At 63.1% G+C, this 17,804-nt stretch carries 13 protein-coding genes; 8 read left to right on the forward strand and 5 right to left on the reverse strand.

Annotated elements, in window-relative coordinates; translation table 11 throughout:
- Window positions 1-601 precede the first annotated feature (601 nt).
- Window positions 602-2,026, forward strand: coding sequence for an FAD-binding oxidoreductase (locus AC6H1L_RS07050; RefSeq protein WP_497600822.1), 1,425 nt, complete (start codon window positions 602-604; stop codon window positions 2,024-2,026).
- Between the two features lie 308 nt (window positions 2,027-2,334).
- Here the strand turns inward: AC6H1L_RS07050 and AC6H1L_RS07055 are convergent, their stop codons facing one another.
- The 3 genes from AC6H1L_RS07055 to AC6H1L_RS07065 all read right to left on the reverse strand — a co-directional run bounded on the left by AC6H1L_RS07055 (window position 2,335) and on the right by AC6H1L_RS07065 (window position 5,696).
- Window positions 2,335-3,324, reverse strand: coding sequence for an amidohydrolase family protein (locus AC6H1L_RS07055; protein ID WP_497600823.1), 990 nt, complete (start codon window positions 3,322-3,324; stop codon window positions 2,335-2,337).
- Window positions 3,325-3,456: 132 nt separating this feature from the next.
- Window positions 3,457-4,596 carry an FAD-dependent oxidoreductase gene (locus AC6H1L_RS07060; RefSeq protein WP_497600824.1) on the reverse strand — a complete coding sequence of 380 codons (1,140 nt, stop codon included), beginning with the start codon at window positions 4,594-4,596 and terminating at the stop codon, window positions 3,457-3,459.
- Window positions 4,597-4,664: 68 nt separating this feature from the next.
- Window positions 4,665-5,696 carry a VOC family protein gene (locus AC6H1L_RS07065; RefSeq protein WP_497600825.1) on the reverse strand — a complete coding sequence of 344 codons (1,032 nt, stop codon included), beginning with the start codon at window positions 5,694-5,696 and terminating at the stop codon, window positions 4,665-4,667.
- 515 nt (window positions 5,697-6,211) lie between these two features.
- Between AC6H1L_RS07065 and AC6H1L_RS07070 the strand changes: the two genes are divergently transcribed.
- The 6 genes from AC6H1L_RS07070 (at window position 6,212) to AC6H1L_RS07095 (ending at window position 14,766) form a co-directional block, all read left to right on the forward strand.
- Window positions 6,212-10,027, forward strand: coding sequence for a WD40 domain-containing protein (locus tag AC6H1L_RS07070; protein WP_497600826.1), 3,816 nt, complete (start codon window positions 6,212-6,214; stop codon window positions 10,025-10,027).
- A 444-nt stretch (window positions 10,028-10,471) separates the two neighbouring features.
- Complete coding sequence (locus AC6H1L_RS07075; RefSeq protein WP_497600827.1) at window positions 10,472-11,452, forward strand: NAD-dependent epimerase/dehydratase family protein; 981 nt, start codon at window positions 10,472-10,474, stop codon at window positions 11,450-11,452.
- A 133-nt stretch (window positions 11,453-11,585) separates the two neighbouring features.
- On the forward strand, window positions 11,586-11,915 hold the full coding sequence (locus tag AC6H1L_RS07080; RefSeq protein WP_497600828.1) for a putative quinol monooxygenase: 330 nt from the start codon (window positions 11,586-11,588) through the stop codon (window positions 11,913-11,915).
- Window positions 11,916-11,921: 6 nt separating this feature from the next.
- Window positions 11,922-12,968, forward strand: a complete 1,047-nt coding sequence (locus AC6H1L_RS07085; protein ID WP_497600829.1) for a fumarylacetoacetate hydrolase family protein — start codon at window positions 11,922-11,924, stop codon at window positions 12,966-12,968.
- 43 nt (window positions 12,969-13,011) lie between these two features.
- A complete protein-coding gene (locus AC6H1L_RS07090) occupies window positions 13,012-14,064 on the forward strand; it encodes an SMP-30/gluconolactonase/LRE family protein (RefSeq protein ID WP_497600830.1) in 1,053 nt (350 codons plus the stop codon).
- Between the two features lie 138 nt (window positions 14,065-14,202).
- On the forward strand, window positions 14,203-14,766 hold the full coding sequence (locus tag AC6H1L_RS07095) for a VOC family protein (protein ID WP_497600831.1): 564 nt from the start codon (window positions 14,203-14,205) through the stop codon (window positions 14,764-14,766).
- Between the two features lie 216 nt (window positions 14,767-14,982).
- On the opposite strand, the gene AC6H1L_RS07100 is transcribed toward AC6H1L_RS07095, so the two are convergent.
- Window positions 14,983-15,141: a DUF5679 domain-containing protein gene (locus AC6H1L_RS07100; RefSeq protein WP_052890408.1), complete on the reverse strand. Its 159-nt coding sequence runs from the start codon at window positions 15,139-15,141 to the stop codon at window positions 14,983-14,985.
- A gap of 381 nt (window positions 15,142-15,522) precedes the next feature.
- Between AC6H1L_RS07100 and AC6H1L_RS07105 the strand changes: the two genes are divergently transcribed.
- Window positions 15,523-16,851 (forward strand): MFS transporter, encoded by a 1,329-nt coding sequence (locus AC6H1L_RS07105; protein WP_497601519.1) that lies wholly within the window; start codon window positions 15,523-15,525, stop codon window positions 16,849-16,851.
- Window positions 16,852-17,045: 194 nt separating this feature from the next.
- Here AC6H1L_RS07105 and AC6H1L_RS07110 read toward each other — a convergent pair whose 3' ends face one another.
- Window positions 17,046-17,726 carry a GntR family transcriptional regulator gene (locus AC6H1L_RS07110; RefSeq protein WP_497600832.1) on the reverse strand — a complete coding sequence of 227 codons (681 nt, stop codon included), beginning with the start codon at window positions 17,724-17,726 and terminating at the stop codon, window positions 17,046-17,048.
- Between the last annotated feature and the right edge of the window lie 78 nt (window positions 17,727-17,804).

The following is a 17,804-nucleotide window of genomic DNA, read 5'->3' on the forward strand; positions in this document are numbered from 1 at the left end:
AGGGATCGGTTGAGCGCGTGGGCTGGCCCTGCTAGCTCTTGCTGGTCGCGAGCCGGCTCGCTTCTGGCCTGGCATGCAGGTGGGATGTGGCCCGTTGCTCCTGGCAGCGCAGCCCAGTGCCAGCCGCGGCAGGTAGTCCGTCCCTGGGGGAAGCGAGCGGAAGAGGAAGTCGGAAGCAAGTGGTAGTGATTTCGTCGGGCCGCCCGGCTACACTGCCTGGTAGCGGGCAGGCGCAAGGGCCTGCACGGCTCTCGCTCTTCTCTTGCTCCTGGTGCGGGCCTGTTCGCTCCTCTCCCCGCACAGGACGGGAGAGGCTGCCATAAGAAGGGCGCCAGCTAGTAGGCCAGTGCCTGCCCGACCAGGGCAGCGCTGCATTTGCTGAGCGTGGTCGCCCCGTCATAAGGCCGGTAGCCCATCAGCCAGCCCAGACGGGGGGAAGCGCCAGACCAGGCCTGGCCCGGCAAGAGAGGAGAGAGGGCAAGAGGGAGGGACGGAATTCGAGCGGATAGGAGGGCAAACATCAAATGATTAGCATAAAGTGTTTTTGTGTAGTTACCGTGAGACAGCCAGGTGCAGATGTAGGCGAAGAAAGGCGGTGGCCATGAGCGAAGAGAGCAAACAGGTTCAAGCGGGTCAGCGAGGACAGACACCGAGGGCGCTCCAGGGGCGTCTGTTCTGGCGGGGAGAGGACGGCTATGAAGAGGCGCGCTGCGGGCGCATTTTCAACGGACGCCGGCCCGCACGCTATCCCGCCGCTATTCTTCTGGCCAGCAGCGAAGAAGACATCGTAGCCGGTGTCCGCCTGGCCCGGTCCCAGGGTTTAAAGGTGGCCGTGCGGGCCGGAGGCCACAGTTGGGCCGCCTGGAGTCTGCGCGATGACGCCCTTCTCATCGACCTGGGCGGTCTGCGCCAAATCGAACTTGACCGTGAGGCGGGCACTGTGCGCGTCAGTCCGGCGGTCACGGGCAGCGAGCTAAACAGCCTGCTTGTTCAGCATGGCCTGCTGTTTCCTGGGGGACACTGCCCCGATGTTGGCCTGGGCGGCTTCCTTCTGCAGGGCGGCATGGGCTGGAACTGTCGTGGCTGGGGCTGGGCCTGCCAGCGGGTTGTGGCCATTGACGCGGTGACCGCTGATGGGGAGCTAATCCACGCCGACGAGGAGCAACACGCCGATCTGCTCTGGGCGGCGCGCGGTGCCGGTCCGGGCTTCTTCGCCATCGTGACACGCTTCTATCTCAAGGTGCGTCCGCTGCCAGGGGCCTTAACGCGCAGCAGCTTCTTTTATCCCTCCGCCCTCTTCGACGAGGTCATGGGCTGGCTCTACGAGCTACATCCGACCCTGGCGCCCAGCGTCGAGGTGGTAGCTGTTGGCATGGGCAGCGGCGGCGACCTCACGGCGACAGCGGCCCCGGTGCTTCTGGTACAGGGTTTGAGTTTTGCCGAGACGCCCGCCGAGGCCCGCGAGGCTCTGGCGCCCTTTGAGAGCTGCCCTGCGCGCCAGCACGCTCTACTGGAGCAGGTCATGGTCCCGACAACGCTGGCCGCCGAATACGCCGAGCAGCGGCGCGCTAACCCCAAGGAGCACCGCTACGCCGTCGACAATGCCTGGCTCAATGCTCCTGCCACCACAGCGATCCCTGTCTTGCGGGAGGCCTTTGTGAGCCTGCCGACGGCGCAGTCGTTCTCGCTCTGGTTCGGCATGGCCCCCTTGCATCCGCTACCGGATATGGCCCTCTCGCTGCAGGCCGACGTCTATTTCGCCAGCTATGTGATTTGGAAAGAGCCCGAGGATGACAGCCGCTGCCGCCGCTGGCTGGCTGAGCAGATGCGACGCATCGAGCCGATCAGCGAGGGCCTCTTTCTGGCTGATTCGGACTTCACGACTCGCCCGGCGCGCTTCATGGATGAGCATCACTGGCAGCGACTGCAAGCGGTGCGTGCCCGCTATGATCCAGAAGGACTCTTCCACTCCTACTTGATTCATCCCGAGACCCCTATCAACGTCAATCTCTGGAGCCGATCCTGAGCGGGCCGGGGCTATCCGTCTCACCTCGCTGGGGAGGCAACGCAGGCAGGCTGGCCATGATCGGTTCGGCGCGCAGGGCAGGGCCGCCCAGCCGTGGTCAGCCTGCCCTGCCCGACAGCTTCAGCTAGCATGGCCCTCTAGCGCTGCACCCACAGCCAGCGGACGAGGCGGCCTCTTCAGGCCGAGCGTCGGCCCCGAGCAGGGCAGCGCATTCGGCCCAGCCGAGCCGACCACCGACCTCTGAGGCCCCCCAGGGCAAGAAAAGGGGCCTGCAGTTTGCGGCCTCGCCTCCGGCTCTTATGGCCCACTCAGGAGCGCGCGAGCAGGTCAGCATGGCCACTGAGGATCTGCAGGCGTTCCGGCGGTGCCAGCTCGGCCCCAAAGAGAGCTACTGGCGTACGGGTGCCCATATCGAACGGCAGATCCGAACCAAGGACCACGCGTTCCGCGCCCAAGACGCTCACCAGGTAGCGCAGGGCCTCCCCATCATGCACCAGGGAGTCAACATAGATGCGGCGCAGCAGGGTCAGCGGCGATGCCCGCAGATGAGCCAGCTCAGGCCGCACCCGAGCCCCATGCTGCCAGCGCCCTATGACAAACGGCGCCACGCCTCCCCCGTGAGCCGCCAGAAAGCGGATCTGCGGATAGCGCTCCACTACGCCCCCGAAGAGGAGCGAAGCCAGGGCAAAGGCTGTTTCCGCCGGATTCCCCAGCAGGTTACGCAGATAGTAGCGCGTCAGCCGCTCGGCCCCCAGCACTTCCAGCGGGTGAATAAAGACCAGGGCACGACGCGCATCCAGGGCCTGCCAGACCGGCTCTAGCTCGGGCGCATCGAGATTCCAATCGTTAACGCGCGTCAGCATCTCGATGCCCGCTAGCTGCAGTTGATCCATCAGATAGGCGATCTCCTCGACGGCCCGCGCCGGGTCCTGCAAGGGAGCCAGGCCCAGGCCGTGGAAAGAGTCTGGATAACGCCGCACGACGGTGGCGATGGCCTCGTTTTGCTCGCGTAAGAGAGGAGCAGCCTCCGCGCCTGGCAGCTCGTAGAAGGCCATAAAGGGTGGCGGAGAAAGCACCTGTAGATCAACGCCCGCTGTCGCCAGCAGTTCCAGACGCGCATCAAGATCGTAAAAGTCCTCGGGCCGGCAGGCGCTCCCGAGCGGGACCCCGCCGGTCTCGAGCACCGCATCCGTCCCCTGGCCACGCCAGCGACACCCAAGCATGCGCCCATCAGGGGCCCGCGCATGCATTTGGAGATGCTCACGCGCCAGGTAATGGGCATGAAAATCAATGATCATCGCATTGGACCAGCTACTTGTGTCTTTCCTTCCAGCTAGCAGAGATAGAGCGACCAATGCCTGTGCCTGCTGTCTCCTCTCGCCCGGCTGGCGGGAAAGAGGAGAGGCCAGCCGCAGTTATTGCATCTGGGTTTAGATGGGAGCAGCGGCAATCTCGAACGAGCGGCGTGTTAGGCCCTCGACATCGGCATCGGGCGTCTGATCACGCTCCCACTGGCTGAGCTGCGACGAAATCTCCACGAGCGCCTTACAGCGCTCGTAGCGCCGCAGCATGAAGCGCTCCAGAGCCTGGGACAGCGGGTCACCACTCGCTATTTCCTCGGCTAGCACAACAGCATCCTCGATGGCCATCGCCGCCCCCTGAGCCACATGAGCCGTCATGGCGTGAGCCGCATCCCCGATCAGCAGCACGCGCCCACGATACCAGGGCGAGGGCATCAGCAGCGTCTCGAAAGGACGATAGATGACCTCCGACTCGTCGGTGATGTAACGATCACGCACCAGGGCCACCGGCCCCCCGAAGGGAGCGAGGCGCTCGCGATAGGCTGCGGGCAGGCACTCCCGCGGGAAACGCGGTGGCGGCCCCGGTGGCGGCGTCTCCACCAGCAGGATATACATCAAATCGGGCGCCAGAGGGATAAAGCCGGCTTTGCCATAGGGGCCACCCTCGAAGAGCCAGCCAGTCGTGACCTCGGGCAGACGTGGCACGTTGCAGCGCCAACAGACCTGGCCCACGTAGGTCGGCTGATACTCGGAGCCGAAGACCAGACGGCGCACGAGCGACTTGAGGCCGTCAGCCCCTACCACCAGGTCGTAGCTGGCGAAGGAGCCATCTGAGAAGGTGACTGAGACCTCACTGTGAGATTGGGCCAGGGTCGCAACGGTCACCCCCAGGCGAATGGTCGCTCCAGACTGGCGCACGGCATCCTGTAGAATGGCGTGCAGACGGGAGCGCGTGAGGCCGTTCCCAGGGGGATAGCGCGGCCCGGCAATCTGGGGCTGAGGCACCTCGAAGAGAAAAGTACCCTGGCGGTCATAAAAGCGAACTCCCCCCATCGGATGCCCGGCAGCAATGCACTTTTCGGCGAGACCGATGCGATCGAGGGCCCGCAGGGCGTTGCCCTGCTGGATAATCCCTACGCCATAGACAGACCATTGGGGATTCTGCTCGACGACTTCAACCTCACAGCCGATCTGGCGCAGCGCCACTGCCGCCGTCAGGCCAGCGATGCCGCCGCCGACAATCAGGATCTTCTGCGCGCTTCTGTCCATCGTAGGACACTCCATCCATCTTTCGTTGAGGATTGCCTTTTCATCGCCCACAACACGAGCAGGCCTGGTTAGCCACGCCCACGCTGCCGGAAGGGGTTCACCAGATCGGGATCGACCTGGGTGCCTCCAGTCGCCGCCGGCTCGGGGAAGGAGCCGCCCGGCGCCAGCGGAAAGGACTCGGTCATTGAGTCAGGCATGGCCGCATTGCGATACATGGTGTTCGATCCCTGCGAGGGCACCCAGCGCACCGGCTCCCAGTCAGGAATGTAGTTGCGATAGCCGCCTGAGTTCAGTTCGATGCGCATGCCTCCAGGCTCGCGAAAGTAGAGATAGTATTGCTCGCCCATCCCGTGCTGACCAGGGCCATATTCCATACTCAGCCCCGCCTCTAGCAGGATGTCGGTAGCCCGCAGTAGATCTTTGATCTCTGGCAAGAAGAAGGCAACATGATTGATGCGCCCCGGTACCCCCGAAAAGTCGGCCACAAAACCCAGGTCGTGCGACTTCTCATTGGTCGTGATCTGGGTAAAGACTACAATATCGGGATGCTCGTCAGGGACGGTGTACTCCATAAAGCGGAAGCCGAGGGTGTCGCAGTACCAGTGCGTGTCTCGCATGACATCGAGCGAGGCTACGGTAACGTGGTCGATCTGGCGTGGGGCTACGCCACGACCCGTGAAGCGCTGGGGACGCGCCGGATAGGTCGAGCGCAGCTCGGCTGGCGCTACGTAGCGGTCAACTTCCCAGAAGACTTCGTTGAGATGGCCACCGGGGCCGCGGAAGCGATAAGCCGGACCGTGCCCCGGCCCGCGCTCAATCCAGTGGCCTTGCTGGCCAGCAGCCTCGATCTCTTTGACGGCCTGCTCCAGCTCCTCGGGTCCCCAGGTGCGCCAGCCAATGTGTCCCAGCGCCGGCTGTTCGCCGGCCGTGAGCACCAGGCTATGGTGATAGAACTCTCCCCAGCAACGCAGATAGTAGGAGTCACCCACGCGCTCGCTTAGCTCCATTCCCATCAGTTCAGTGAAGAAGCGCAGGGAATCCTCTAGCACCGGGGTGATGATCTCGACATGGGCTAGATGGGCAAGCAGGTGTTTCCTCATAGTCTCCTTCCTTCTCTCCTCATTGGGCGTCGCTAGTTCATTCGCAGCTCAGATCAGGTGGATATCTGGATTGGAGGATCGATAGCGCTCAGAGCGATGCTCGACGTGCCGGGCTGGACAATAGCAGCGAGGCCGCCCTTTATCTGCAAGCGCACGGCGATGGTGAGCAGGAAGGGGCAACCACGCTTGATTGACGCTCAGCCAGTTCTGTGCTACCATAACAGCCAGGACGCTGCTGAGTGCCCGTCGTGCCTCTCACAACGCTGTGAAAGGGCCTGCCTTCCCGCTTGCTAGCGACGGGCATCGGGCCTGGCGCCTGACCGACCGAAGGCTGTGCCTGGTGTAGCGATCTGTCCCTCCCTCCTGTTCGCTAGACTCGCTCACAGTGTAGCGAAGGGCGGGTGAAAGATCACTACCACTCGCTTCCGCTTTTCTCTTTCCGGTTGCTTCCGGTGAGGGAGAGTAGTCGCTGCGCTCTGTCCAATGGAAGGACATCGATTCGGGAGCACGACGCCGTGGGCTATCACCGTCGGTACAAGCTCAAAGATGATCGCTTCGGTTTGCTGGCACTCACGCTGCGCGAGAAGGCCGGCCTGACCCAGGCCGAGATCGCAACGATGCTCGGGGTGTCGGAGCGCACGATCCGCCACTGGGAGGGTGGCACGGCTTTTCCAACCAGTGAGAATCTGAAGAAGCTAATTGAGATCTATTTGTATTATGGCGCCTTCCACGGGGAGCATGCGCGTGAAGAGGCCCGCAGGCTCTGGCAGCAGGCTGCTGAGAGTGCGGCCCGCCGCCCGATCCCCTTCGATGAGCTGTGGTTTGAAGAGCTGCTTCAGTCCCAGCGTAGCGCTGCCTCTCAGACCGGTCTCTCTTCACCGTCTTCTTCCTCCTCTTTAGCTTTCCCCGTCGCCTCTGCTCATGAGCGAACTGCCCCTTTCACAGGAGCAGGGCCAGCTCAGAGGCCGGCCTCGCCAACGCCACTGCAGCCCGTCGCCGCTCCGCAGACTGAGTGGGGAGAGGCGCCAGACGCTTCCTCGTTCTTTGGCCGCGCCAGCGAGCTGGCTACCCTGGAGCGCTGGCTACTGGCCGATCATTGCCGCCTGGTGGTCGTGCTCGGCATGGGAGGCATTGGCAAGACCACCCTGGCGGTGCGCTTCGCTCAGCATGTGGCTCCTCACTACGACTTTGTGCTCTGGCGTTCGCTGCGCAATGCTCCACCACTCGCCGAGTTGCTGGCCGATTGTATCCAGGCCTTGACTCAGCAGCAGAGTCTTTCACTGCCATCGCAGACCGACGGGCGCATGACGCTGTTGCTCGATCTACTGCGCAAGCGCCGCTGCCTGCTGGTCTTCGATAACATGGAGACTTTGCTGCAGCCTGGCAGCTTTGAGGGACGCTATCGTGAGGGCTATGAGGGCTACGGCCGCCTGCTGCGCCAGGTGGCGGAGTGCACGCATCAGAGCTGTTTGCTGCTGACCAGCCGTGAGCTACCCGGCGAGTTGGAGCCGCTGGAGGGACCGCTTTCGCCTGTGCGCGTCTTGAAGCTCTTCGGGCTGGAGCGCGAGGCCATTCAACAACTGTTAGCGGAGCGCCGCCTGTCCGGTACCCCGCACGCCTGGGATGAGCTGGTACGCCACTACGCAGGCAATCCTCTGGCTCTGAAGATTGCCGCCGCGACTGTGCAGGAGGTGTTCGGCGGCCAGATTGCGGCTTTCTTGCGCGATGGACCGACGCTGCTCCATACCGTGCGCCAGCTCCTCGATTACCAGTTTGAGCGCCTCTCTCCACTGGAGCGCGATCTGATGTATTGGCTGGCGATCGAACGCGAGATGGTGCCGCTAGAGGAGCTGAGCCAGGACCTGCAAGGCACGGTCTCACGGCGCGAGCTGCTGGCAGCTTTGAAGTCGCTGCGCTGGCGCTGCCTGGTGGAGCGCGCTGAGCAGGGGGCCATTTTCACGCTGCAGCCGGTGGTGATGGAGTACGTGAGCGAGCGCCTGGTTGAGGAGGTCTGTGGCGAGATCCTGCAGGAGCGCCCGCGCCTGCTGCTCTCGCATGCTCTGATGAAGGCCGGCAGCAAAGACTACATTCGCGAGAGTCAGGCGCGCATGCTGCTGCAGCCGCTGCTAGAGCGCCTGCTATCGTTCTGCGGCGATGAACAGCGGCTAGAAGAGCGGCTGATGGCGTTGGCGGGCAGCTTGCGCGGTCTGCCTCACGCCGCCCAGGGTTACGGAGGCGGCAACCTGGTGAACTTGATGGTGACGCTGCGCGGGCATCTGCGCGAGAAGGATTTCTCCGGTTTAGCTATCCGGCAGGCTTATCTGCAGGGCATAGAGGCCCAGCGCGCCAGCTTTGCCGCCGCCTGGATCAGCGATTCTCTCTTTACGGAACCGGTGGAAAGCATCGCCTCGCTGACGCTCAGTCCCGACGGGCACTTGCTGGCCATCGGCAGCTTCAGCGGACAGATTCGCCTCTGGCACCTGATCGAAGGCCGCCCGCTTCTGACGCTGCGCGGGCATAGCCGCATGGCCTGGGCCTTGGCCTTCAGTCCCGATGGGCGCCTGCTCGCCAGCGGCGGCTACGATCGCAGCGTGAAGCTGTGGCAGATCAGCGGCGAGGAGCCTGGGCATTGCTTGCGCATCTTCCAGGGACATGAAAAGTGGGTGCGTGCCGTCACTTTTAGTCCCGATGGCCGTCTGCTCGCCACCAGTGGCATGGATCAGACGATTCGCTTGTGGGAGATTGAGACAGGTCGCTGTCTGAAGGTGCTCTATGGCCACATTGGGCCTGTTTGGGATCTCGCCTTTAGTCCCGACGGGCGCTTGTTGGTCAGCAGCGGCAACGATGAAACGGTGCGCCTCTGGGAGGTAGAGTCGGGCGCCTGTTTGCGTATCTTGCGCGGTCACAGCGGCGATATCATGGCCGTGGCCTTCCACCCCCAGGGCGGGCTGTTCGCCAGCGGCGGCGAGGACGGCCTGATCAATCTTTGGGATGTGGCCAGCGGGCAACGCCTGGCCACGCTGCGGCAGCATACCACCCGCGCCGCGACCGTCGCTTTCAATCCCGAGGGCACGCTGTTAGCTGGTGGCTGCTACGATGGAGCGGTCGAGATCTGGCAGATCAACAGGGAGCGCGGTGAATATCAGCGCCTGCGCACTTTGCACGGCCATTCGACCTTTGTGAGCGCCGTGGCCTTCGGCCCCGCCGGTTTGCTGATTAGTGTCTCCTACAGCGGCAAGGCGAAGCTCTGGGATGTGGAGAGCGGGAAATGCCTGCGCACGCTCCAGGGTTACAGCAGCGTTGCGCGTTCAATGGCCTTCAGCCCTGATGGTCGCTACCTGGTGCATGGCGACGACAATGGGCTGCTACGCCTCTGGCGGCTGGAGCCAGATGGCCAGGCTCGCTGTCTGCGCTCGTTCCAGGGCCACGCCGGTCCGATCTGGTCGATTCTCTTCCGCCCCGATGGCCATACTTTCATCAGCAGCGGTGACGATCAGGCGATCCGCCTCTGGTCACTGACCGAACAGGATGGAGAAGCGTGCCTCAAAACCTGGCACGGCCACAGCGCCGTTATCTGGTCCCTGGCCCTGGCGCCTGACGGCCATTTGCTGGCCAGCGGCAGCCACGACCGCACTGTCCAGCTCTGGGACCTGCGCCGCGACGGCTCTGAGGCCTGCTTGAAGACCTTGCACGGCCATGGCTCGATGGTCTGGTCGTTGGCTTTTAGCCCCGATGGCCACTTGCTCGCCAGTGGGGACAATGACGGCGAGATCAAGCTGTGGGAAGTTGAGAGCGGACGCTGTGTCCAGACGTTGCAAGGGGAGGCCAGCCCTATCGGTGCTTTGACTTTTAGCTCTGATGGTCGCTGGCTGCTGAGTAGCAGCAACGATGGTAGCCTGAGTCTGTGGGAAGTGAGCAGCGGCCTCCGCCGCCAGCGCTGGCCGGGACATGGCTCGCTGACCTGGTTCCGCGCGATCGCCTTCAGCCCGGATGCCCGCTTGCTGGCCAGCAGCGATGAGCACAGCCTGCGCCTGGGTCAGATCGATGGCATGGGCTACCGCCTTTGCGAACAGTCCTTTGCCAGCCACAGCGGCCAGGTCTGGTCGGTAGCCTTCAGCGCCGATGGCAGCCTGCTCGCCAGCGGAGATGACAATGGGGTGATCCTGGTCTCCCAGGTCCAGACTGGCGCCTGCCTTTACACACTGCGCAGCGAGCGCCCCTATGAAGGCATGGACATCCGCCATCTGCGCGGCCTCAGCGAGGCCCAGAAAGCTTCACTCAGAGCCTTGGGCGCCTGCGACGGCCCGGAGATCCAGCCGCCCCGCCCTTAAAGAAAGGCCTCCTGGCTGCTCTGCCGGTAGCCTTCCTTCTTTCCTCTTGCTACCGACCGCTTCTTCCCTGGTTCTCCGCGCCGTCTGCCAGGCTGCTGTCCTTCGCCCTTCCTCCTTCTGTGCTGAACCGGAAGCAACCGGAAAAGTGAAAACGGAAGCGAACGGTAGTGACCTCTGATCGCCTTGCAGCTACACTGAGCAGCAGAGCGGAGGAACAGACGGTTAGTGCTGGATGAGTTGTGCTCGGGCCTGCTCCCCCTGGGCGGTCCCGTTACGCTTCCCGGGGCCTCTCCCCTCCTGGGTGAGGCCCCAGCCAGACCCGTGCGGTTGGCCTCTGAACGGTGATCCGGGGCAGGCTGGGCCCAACCGCCTGCACCAGGCCAGCAGACATGCTCCGCCACAAGTCAGCGCAGCGGCAGGCAGCAGAGGAGGAAGACAACCAGCATGACCCAAGAACGTTTTCTAGTGACCGGAGCCCTGGGCTGTATCGGTGCCTGGGTTGTGCGCAACCTGGTACGTGAGGGCACTCCGGTGGTGGCCTTCGACCTGGGACAGGAGCCGCGACGGCTCAAGCTCATCTTGTCGTCCGAGGAATTGGCCCACGTGACCTTTGTCCAGGGTGACATTGGCGAGCTGGCGGCGCTGGAGCAGACTCTCGATCAGCATGGCATTACCCACGTCATTCACTTGGCCGCCCTCCAGATGCCTTCTGTGCGCGCCAATCCTCCTCTGGGAGCGCGCGTCAACGTGGTCGGCACCGTCAATGTCTTTGAGGCCGTGCGCCGGCACGCTGACCAGGTTCGCCGTCTCGTCTACGCCTCCTCAGTTGCCGTCTACGATCCCCAGGCCGGCGGCCCGAGCGGCATTGTCCAGCACGATACCCCTCTGCGCCCGAATTCGCTTTACGGCGTCTTCAAGCAGGCCAATGAGGGGACAGCTCGCATCTACTGGCAGGAACATGGTCTGACTAGCATTGGCCTGCGCCCGGCAACGGTCTATGGGCCGGGGCGCGACCAGGGTTTGACTTCTGCTCCGACACGGGCCATGTTGGCCGCCGTGCTAGGGCGCCCTTTTCATATCCCTTTCGGCGGACGGGGCGAGTTCCAGTACGCCGACGATGTGGCCAGAACTTTCATCGCGTGCGCCCGCGTGCCCTTCGAGGGAGCAGAGGTCTTTAACCTGCATGGAACCGTCGCCCACATGCGAGAGGTCGTCGCCCTGATCGAGGAGCTAGTACCTGAGAGTCGTGGTCAGATCACTTTCGCCGAGCCGGCCTTTCCTTCTCCTGAGACGTACTCAGCGGAGGCCCTCAGCCGTCTCATCGGGTCGCTCCCTCAGACGCCATTGCGCGAGGGCATGGCCGCCACCATCGCTCTCTTTCGCGAGCTGGTCGCTCGTGGCGAGTTGAGTGCAGTCGATCTGTAGAGCGGCGGAAGCTGAGCTCAGCTTCGCTCAGCTCAGTCCAGCTTCTGTTTCCTCGCACAGCAGAAACAGCCGAGCGCCGTGGGAAGACGAGGAGCATCCAGGAGATAAGGAAAGGAAAGGAAGGAGAGAACTGATGATTGTGCTGATGGCACGTTACTACGGCAAGCCGGGCCAGGGCGACGCCATTGAGGCCGCCCTGCAACAAATGGCGCCGCGCGTCGCCGCAAGCGAACCCGGCTGCTTGCTCTATCACGCCTGCCGCTCGCAGGAGCACCCCGATCAGTTCCTGCTCTATGAGCAGTACGTCGATGAGGCTGCCCTGCAGCAGCATCGTGAAACCCCACACTATCGCCAGTTCGTTGAGGGAACTATTCTACCGCTGCTGGAGAAGCGTGAGCGCAACCTCTATACTCTGGTTGCAGCTCAGCCGCCAGCGCGCCCAGACCAGAGAGCAGGCGAGTAGTAGCAGATGAAGACCAGCTTCTTTACTCTTGGCACTTTTTCCGTCGCCGGCTGCCCGCCCTTTGCGGGCCTCGTGCTTGATGAGCGCGTCATCGCCGTTCACGCCCTGCAGCCGCTCTGCGAGCGCCTTGGTCAGCCCCTGAGCAATAGCGAGAGCCTTTTCGGCCTCTTGCAACAGTGGGAGCGCAACCTGAGCGCTCTGCAGCAAGCTGTCAACGCACTGGAAGAGGCATCGGCGCCAAGAGCCATCTCAGCAGCGCTCAGTTGGTTGCCACTTGAAGCGGTGCACATCCATGCGCCGGTACTCTACCCGCGCCAGATTTTCTGCGCCGGTGCCAACTACCGCCAGCACGTTATCGAACTGGCCGTCGCTCAGGGTCACGGCGCCCACGATGCCCGCGACGAAGCCGAGCGGCGCGCCCTGGCTGAGCAGATCATGGATGCCCGTATCGCTCACGGCCAGCCGTACGTCTTCACGAAGATCCCATCGGCCATCACTGGCCCCTACGACCCGATTCCTCTGCCAGCCGACTGCAGCCAGCCGGACTGGGAGCTAGAGTTAGGGGTCGTCATCGGGCGAGCCGCGCGCCACGTCAAGCGCGAAGAAGCTCTCGCCTACGTTGCTGGCTATACCATCGTCAATGATCTGACCTGCCGTGACCGCGTCTACCGCCCCGATCTGCAGGCCATCGGCAGCGACTGGCTGCGCAGCAAGTGCCCACCGGGCTTTCTGCCCACAGGGCCGTTTCTCGTGCCGGCCAGCTTCGTGCCCGATCCGCAGCGGCTTCACCTGACCCTCAAGCTCAATGGCCAGACCATGCAGGACGAAGGCACAGACGACATGATCTTCGGCGTCGCCCGCCTGATCGAATATATCTCCCACTACGTCCAGCTCTGGCCCGGTGACTTGATCTGCACTGGCTCGCCGCGCGGCAACGGCATGCACTATCAGCGCTTTTTGCAGCCTGGCGATATCCTGGAAGGCAGCATCAGCGGCCTCGGCACCCAGCGCAACCAATGCATTGCCGAAAGCGCTCTCGCGGGAGAGGCCTGATGGCAAGCCAGCACGGTCACAGATAGCAAAGGAGAGCAGCAGCATGGTGTCCTCAGCCAATCCACTCAAAGACTGGCAGGTCGATCGCAGCAGCATCCGAACTATCGGCCATGATCTGCAACGCCCCGAATGCATCCTGGCCGAGCGCGACGGCACCCTCTGGGTTGCAGACGCGCGCGGCGGCGTCATGCGCATCAATCCCGACGGCAGCCAGCAGCTCATCTTGCCTGTTGTCGAGCGCGAGCAGGCTGCAGTCGAGGGCCAGGAGCAGGCGGCGAGCGCTGCCAGCTTTGAAGAGCGCTATGTCCAGGCGCAGGGATCGCTGCCCAACGGCCTGGCCTTCGCTGAGAACGGCGACATTATCATCGCCAACTGGGGGACCGATGCCGTCGAGATCATGACGCGCGACGGGCGCCTGCGCACCCTCTACCGTGAGATCGATGGTCAGCCGCTGGGTAAAGCCAATTTCGTCCTGCGCGACAGCCAAAACCGCATCTGGCTCAGCGTCAATACGCGAGAGCACCCCTGGACCAATCAGCTCAACACGCGTACCGCCGACGGCTATATCGCCCTCATTGATGAGCGCGGCATCCGTATCGTCGCCGAAGGCTTCTGCGGCACCAACGAAATCCGCCTCGACGCGCGCGAAGAATGGCTCTACGTGGTCGAAAGTACCGCCTGGCGCATCAGCCGCCTGCGCGTCCAGCCCGACGGCTCCTTGACCGACCGCGAAATCTATGGTCCTGAGCGCCTGCCCGGCTTTCCCGACGGCTTCGCCTTTGATGCCTATGGCAATCTCTGGGTCACGCTGGTTTTTACCGATCAGCTCATCGCCATCACGCCCGAGGGCGAGGTGCTCACTTTGCTTGACGACAGTAACCCGGAGACCCGAGCGCGTCTCTTCGCCCACTACGAGAGCCATAGCCTGACTCCCGAGATCCTGGCCGCCACCCACGGCACAATTGCCCCCTGGCTGGCCAGCCTGACCTTCGGCGGGCCTGATCTGCGCACCGTCTACCTGGGCAGCCTGCGCGGCACAACCATTCCCTATTTTCGCAGCCCGGTCCCCGGCCTGCCAATGATCCACTGGCGCTAGCTCCTGGCTCCCGGTTACCTCCGGCCCGCCTGCTCTCATCAGGCAAGTCACCACCGGAGCGCCGGCGCAACAGAACCCAGCAGATAAGAGTGGCAGACCCGCGGAGATTACCAGCAGCAGAGACGAAAGGCTACAGCTATGTCCCAGCAGCACTTTTCACCTACATTCGAGGCCCTGACAGCGGCAGGCGCCCGCTGGTTCCAGCTCGCCTATGCTGTCAACGACCTCGCCGCAGCTCAGCGCTTCTTTCAGCACGTTCTTGGCGTGCCCCGCTTCTTCGTCATCAAAGACATCCAGTTCCGTGCCTATACCTATCGCGGCCAGCCTGCCTGCTGCCGCCAGCATGTCGCTTTCGGCTACGCCGGGCCTCTCCAGATCGAACTGATGCAGCCGCTGGAAGGAGAAAATAGCCTGACAGCTTTTCTGCGCCAACGCGGCCCAGGTGTGCATCATCTGGGACTGGAGGTCGAAGATCTTGACAGGGCGCTGCAGGCCTTGCAGAGCCAGCTCAGCGCCGGCGAGGGTTCACTAGGTGAGGAACGTGGGGGAACAGTCAGCGTCATCGAGAGCGGGATCGCCGGGCAGGGAACCCGCTTTGCCTTCCTCGATACGCTGGCCAGCAGCGGTACCTATCTTGAGCTGGTCGCTCTTGATGAAGAGAATCGCGCCCTCTTCGAGCGCATCCGCCGCGGCGACTTCTAGCTCAGGCCAGGCCAAAGGAGAGGCCGAGAGGAGGGAGCCTGTCCGCCCGCGGGGAGGAACCTGACCACACGCCGCCGCGGCGTGGGCGACAGCTTCCTCCCGCCCACCCCTGTCTCAGCCGGACAGGCGGGCGCTAAGGCCTCCTACGCGGCGGCGACGCTCCCGATCAGGCCCTCCCCATCGCCCGTCAGCGACAGGGCTGCGGGCCGCGCGAGGCTATTTCTTGCTCGCACCAGGGAGAATGCGATTCAGTCGCGTGCCACATACAGGGCACGTACCCTGCAACGCCGCCCGACCATTCTTCATCGTCACCTGATGCGCATCCTTGATTTCCCGCTTCTCTTTGCACTTGACACAATACGCCATGTCTGCCATAACTCACATTCCTTTCCGTCTAAAGCTTATGTACACGACAAACGACCGTCAGTCACGGTAGTTAATCGTGCTCCGCCCCTCGTACTTCACGAAGGACAGAGGCTATCTAGGTACACGACAATATTACTCTCTCTGGTTCATTTCCCGAAAGCATAGGGCTGGATTGGCTATGCAAAGTGTCTCTCTCGCTGTGCTATAGTAAAATCCAGAGCTTTGCCGCTCGCCTGTTAATGATGAATAAAATTCTTTTCATCATTTAAAAGGAAAGACATAGAAATACATAACGGAGAGGCGAGCGACGCCATTACAGTTTTTGGTAAGACACGAGGAATGTCTGTGAGGGATCTCGATCCAGAGCGAGGCGCTGACAGTGCTCCCCCGATGGCCAATGCTCAGTCACCTATGCCTGAGGGAGCGCCGACGCGCCATGACCCGTATCGCGCCCTGCGCCATCGCAACTTTCGCCTCCTCTTCATAGGCATCTTTCTCTCTTCGATCGGCGAACAGATGGTCACGGTGGCCATTGGCTGGGAGCTGTACGACCGCACGCGCTCAGCGCTGGCACTGGGACTGGTTGGCCTGGTCCAGGTGCTGCCCGTGCTCTGCTTCTCGTTGCTGGCTGGTCACCTGGCGGACCGCCTGAACCGGCGCCGCATGGTTATGCTGGCTCAGACCGCGCTCGCCCTCGGCTCCCTGGGGTTGCTGTTGCTCTCCTGGCAACGCGGTCCCCTCTGGCTGATCTACGCCTGCCTGTTGCTCATGGGCATAGCTACCGCCTTCAATGAGCCAGCCAGCGCCGCTCTGCTGCCGCAGACCCTGCCGTCGGAACTCTATGCCAATGCCGCTACCTGGGAAAGTAGCGCCTGGCAACTTGCATCAGTAGTTGGGCCGGCCCTGGGAGGCTTCCTGGTGGCCCTCTTCCACGGCGCCACCCCCATCTATGGTCTCAACGCCCTGGCCATTGCCCTCTTTCTCGTGCTGCTGGCCCTGCTACGCCTGCGCCCGGCCTTGGCCGGTCCTTCTCAGAGTGCAGGCCAGCCCACGGAGGGTACGCTGCGCTCACTAGTGGAGGGGCTGCGCTTCCTGCGACGCACACAAGTCATCCTGGCGGCCATTACGCTCGACCTTTTCGCCGTGCTTTTTGGCGGCGCCACGACCCTCCTGCCGATCTATGCCCGCGATATCCTGAACGTCGGCCCGACGGGCCTGGGCTGGCTGCAGGCTGCTCCCTCCATCGGAGCCGTTTGCGTCGCCTTCCTGCTGGCCCATCTACCGCCCTTCAAGCGCGCCGGACGCACCTTACTGCTGGCCGTGGCCGGCTTCGGCCTGGCGACGATTGTCTTTGGCCTCTCGCGCTCCTTCTGGCTCTCGCTCTTGATGCTCTTTATCCTGGGCGGACTCGACAATATCAGTGTTGTCATCCGCGGCACTTTGCTGATGACACGCACGCCAGACCATATGCGCGGGCGCGTGGCGGCAGTCAACACGATCTTCATCGCCGCCTCTAATAAACTGGGTGGCTTTGAGTCAGGCCTGGCGGCCCAGCTCTTTGGCCCCGTGCTGGCCGTCGTCGGCGGTGGTCTCGGCACCATCCTTGTGGTGCTTTGTGTGGCCCTGATCTGGCCCGAGATGCGCCGCCTCGGACCTCTCGCCCCCGAGCCAGAGAGTCAAGCCTGTCAGGCGCACGCGGAACAGCTCGCCGGCAGCTAGCAAACCAGGCCAGGAAAGCGCCTTTAGCGGCGCTGCTCTTCTCCTGCTTCCTCTCCAGGAAAGTCTGTGCGGGCAGGCCAGCCCCCGCCTCGCAAGGGCGGAAAGCTGATCTGCCCGCAGAGCAGGAAAGCAGGCTGCCTATTTTTCCAGCGGGGCAGCCTTGTCCGAGCAGGGCCACTCGATCCGGCCCGACTTCAGTTGTGGTCGCGCTCTTCTTCGGCCAGCGGAGCCATCTGGAGCCATTCGCCGGCCTCTTCGATGTGACGTCGCATCACCTGCTCAGCGCGCTGCGGATCACGGGCCCGCAGCGCCTCGATGATCACCTGGTGCCGCTCAGCCAGCTCCTGCGGCGTACGCTGCGCCATCGCCACGGTCACAAAGGTCGTGGTATAGAGCTGCATGCTGTCCCAATACTGCAGCAGCAGGCGATTGCCCGCCGCCTGCACAATCAGCCGGTGAAAGGCAATATTGGCGGCTGTTTGGGCGTGTAGCTCGTTGCGCCCAGCAGCGTCGCGCATCTCGTTGAGCAGCTCCTCTAGCTGCTGCAGTGTGGCCTCATCGATGCGCGTCGCCGCCGCATGGGCCGCGACCCCCTCTAGCGCAGCCCGAATCGGATAGAGTTCCAGCAGGTCGCGCCGCGAGACTTTGCGCACCTGTGTGCCCCGATAGGGCGAGCTGACGACGAAGCCAAGCAGCTCCAGGTCGCGCAGGGCTTCACGCACCGGCCCCTGACTCACCCCCAGTTCCTGCGCCACGCGGCTCTCAATGATGCGATCGCCAGGCCGATATTGGCCTTTGATAATGGCATCGATCAGGAATTCCTTGATATCTTCGCGTAGAACGCGCCTGCCCAGAATAGGAGTACGTATGTTCATTGGCGTAGCAATCCCGCACAAATTGGCCCCGTATGCCGGGACACGGCTTCTCACCTGCGAACAGGCACAATCGATTAT

The organism is Thermogemmatispora argillosa, assembly GCF_059696725.1.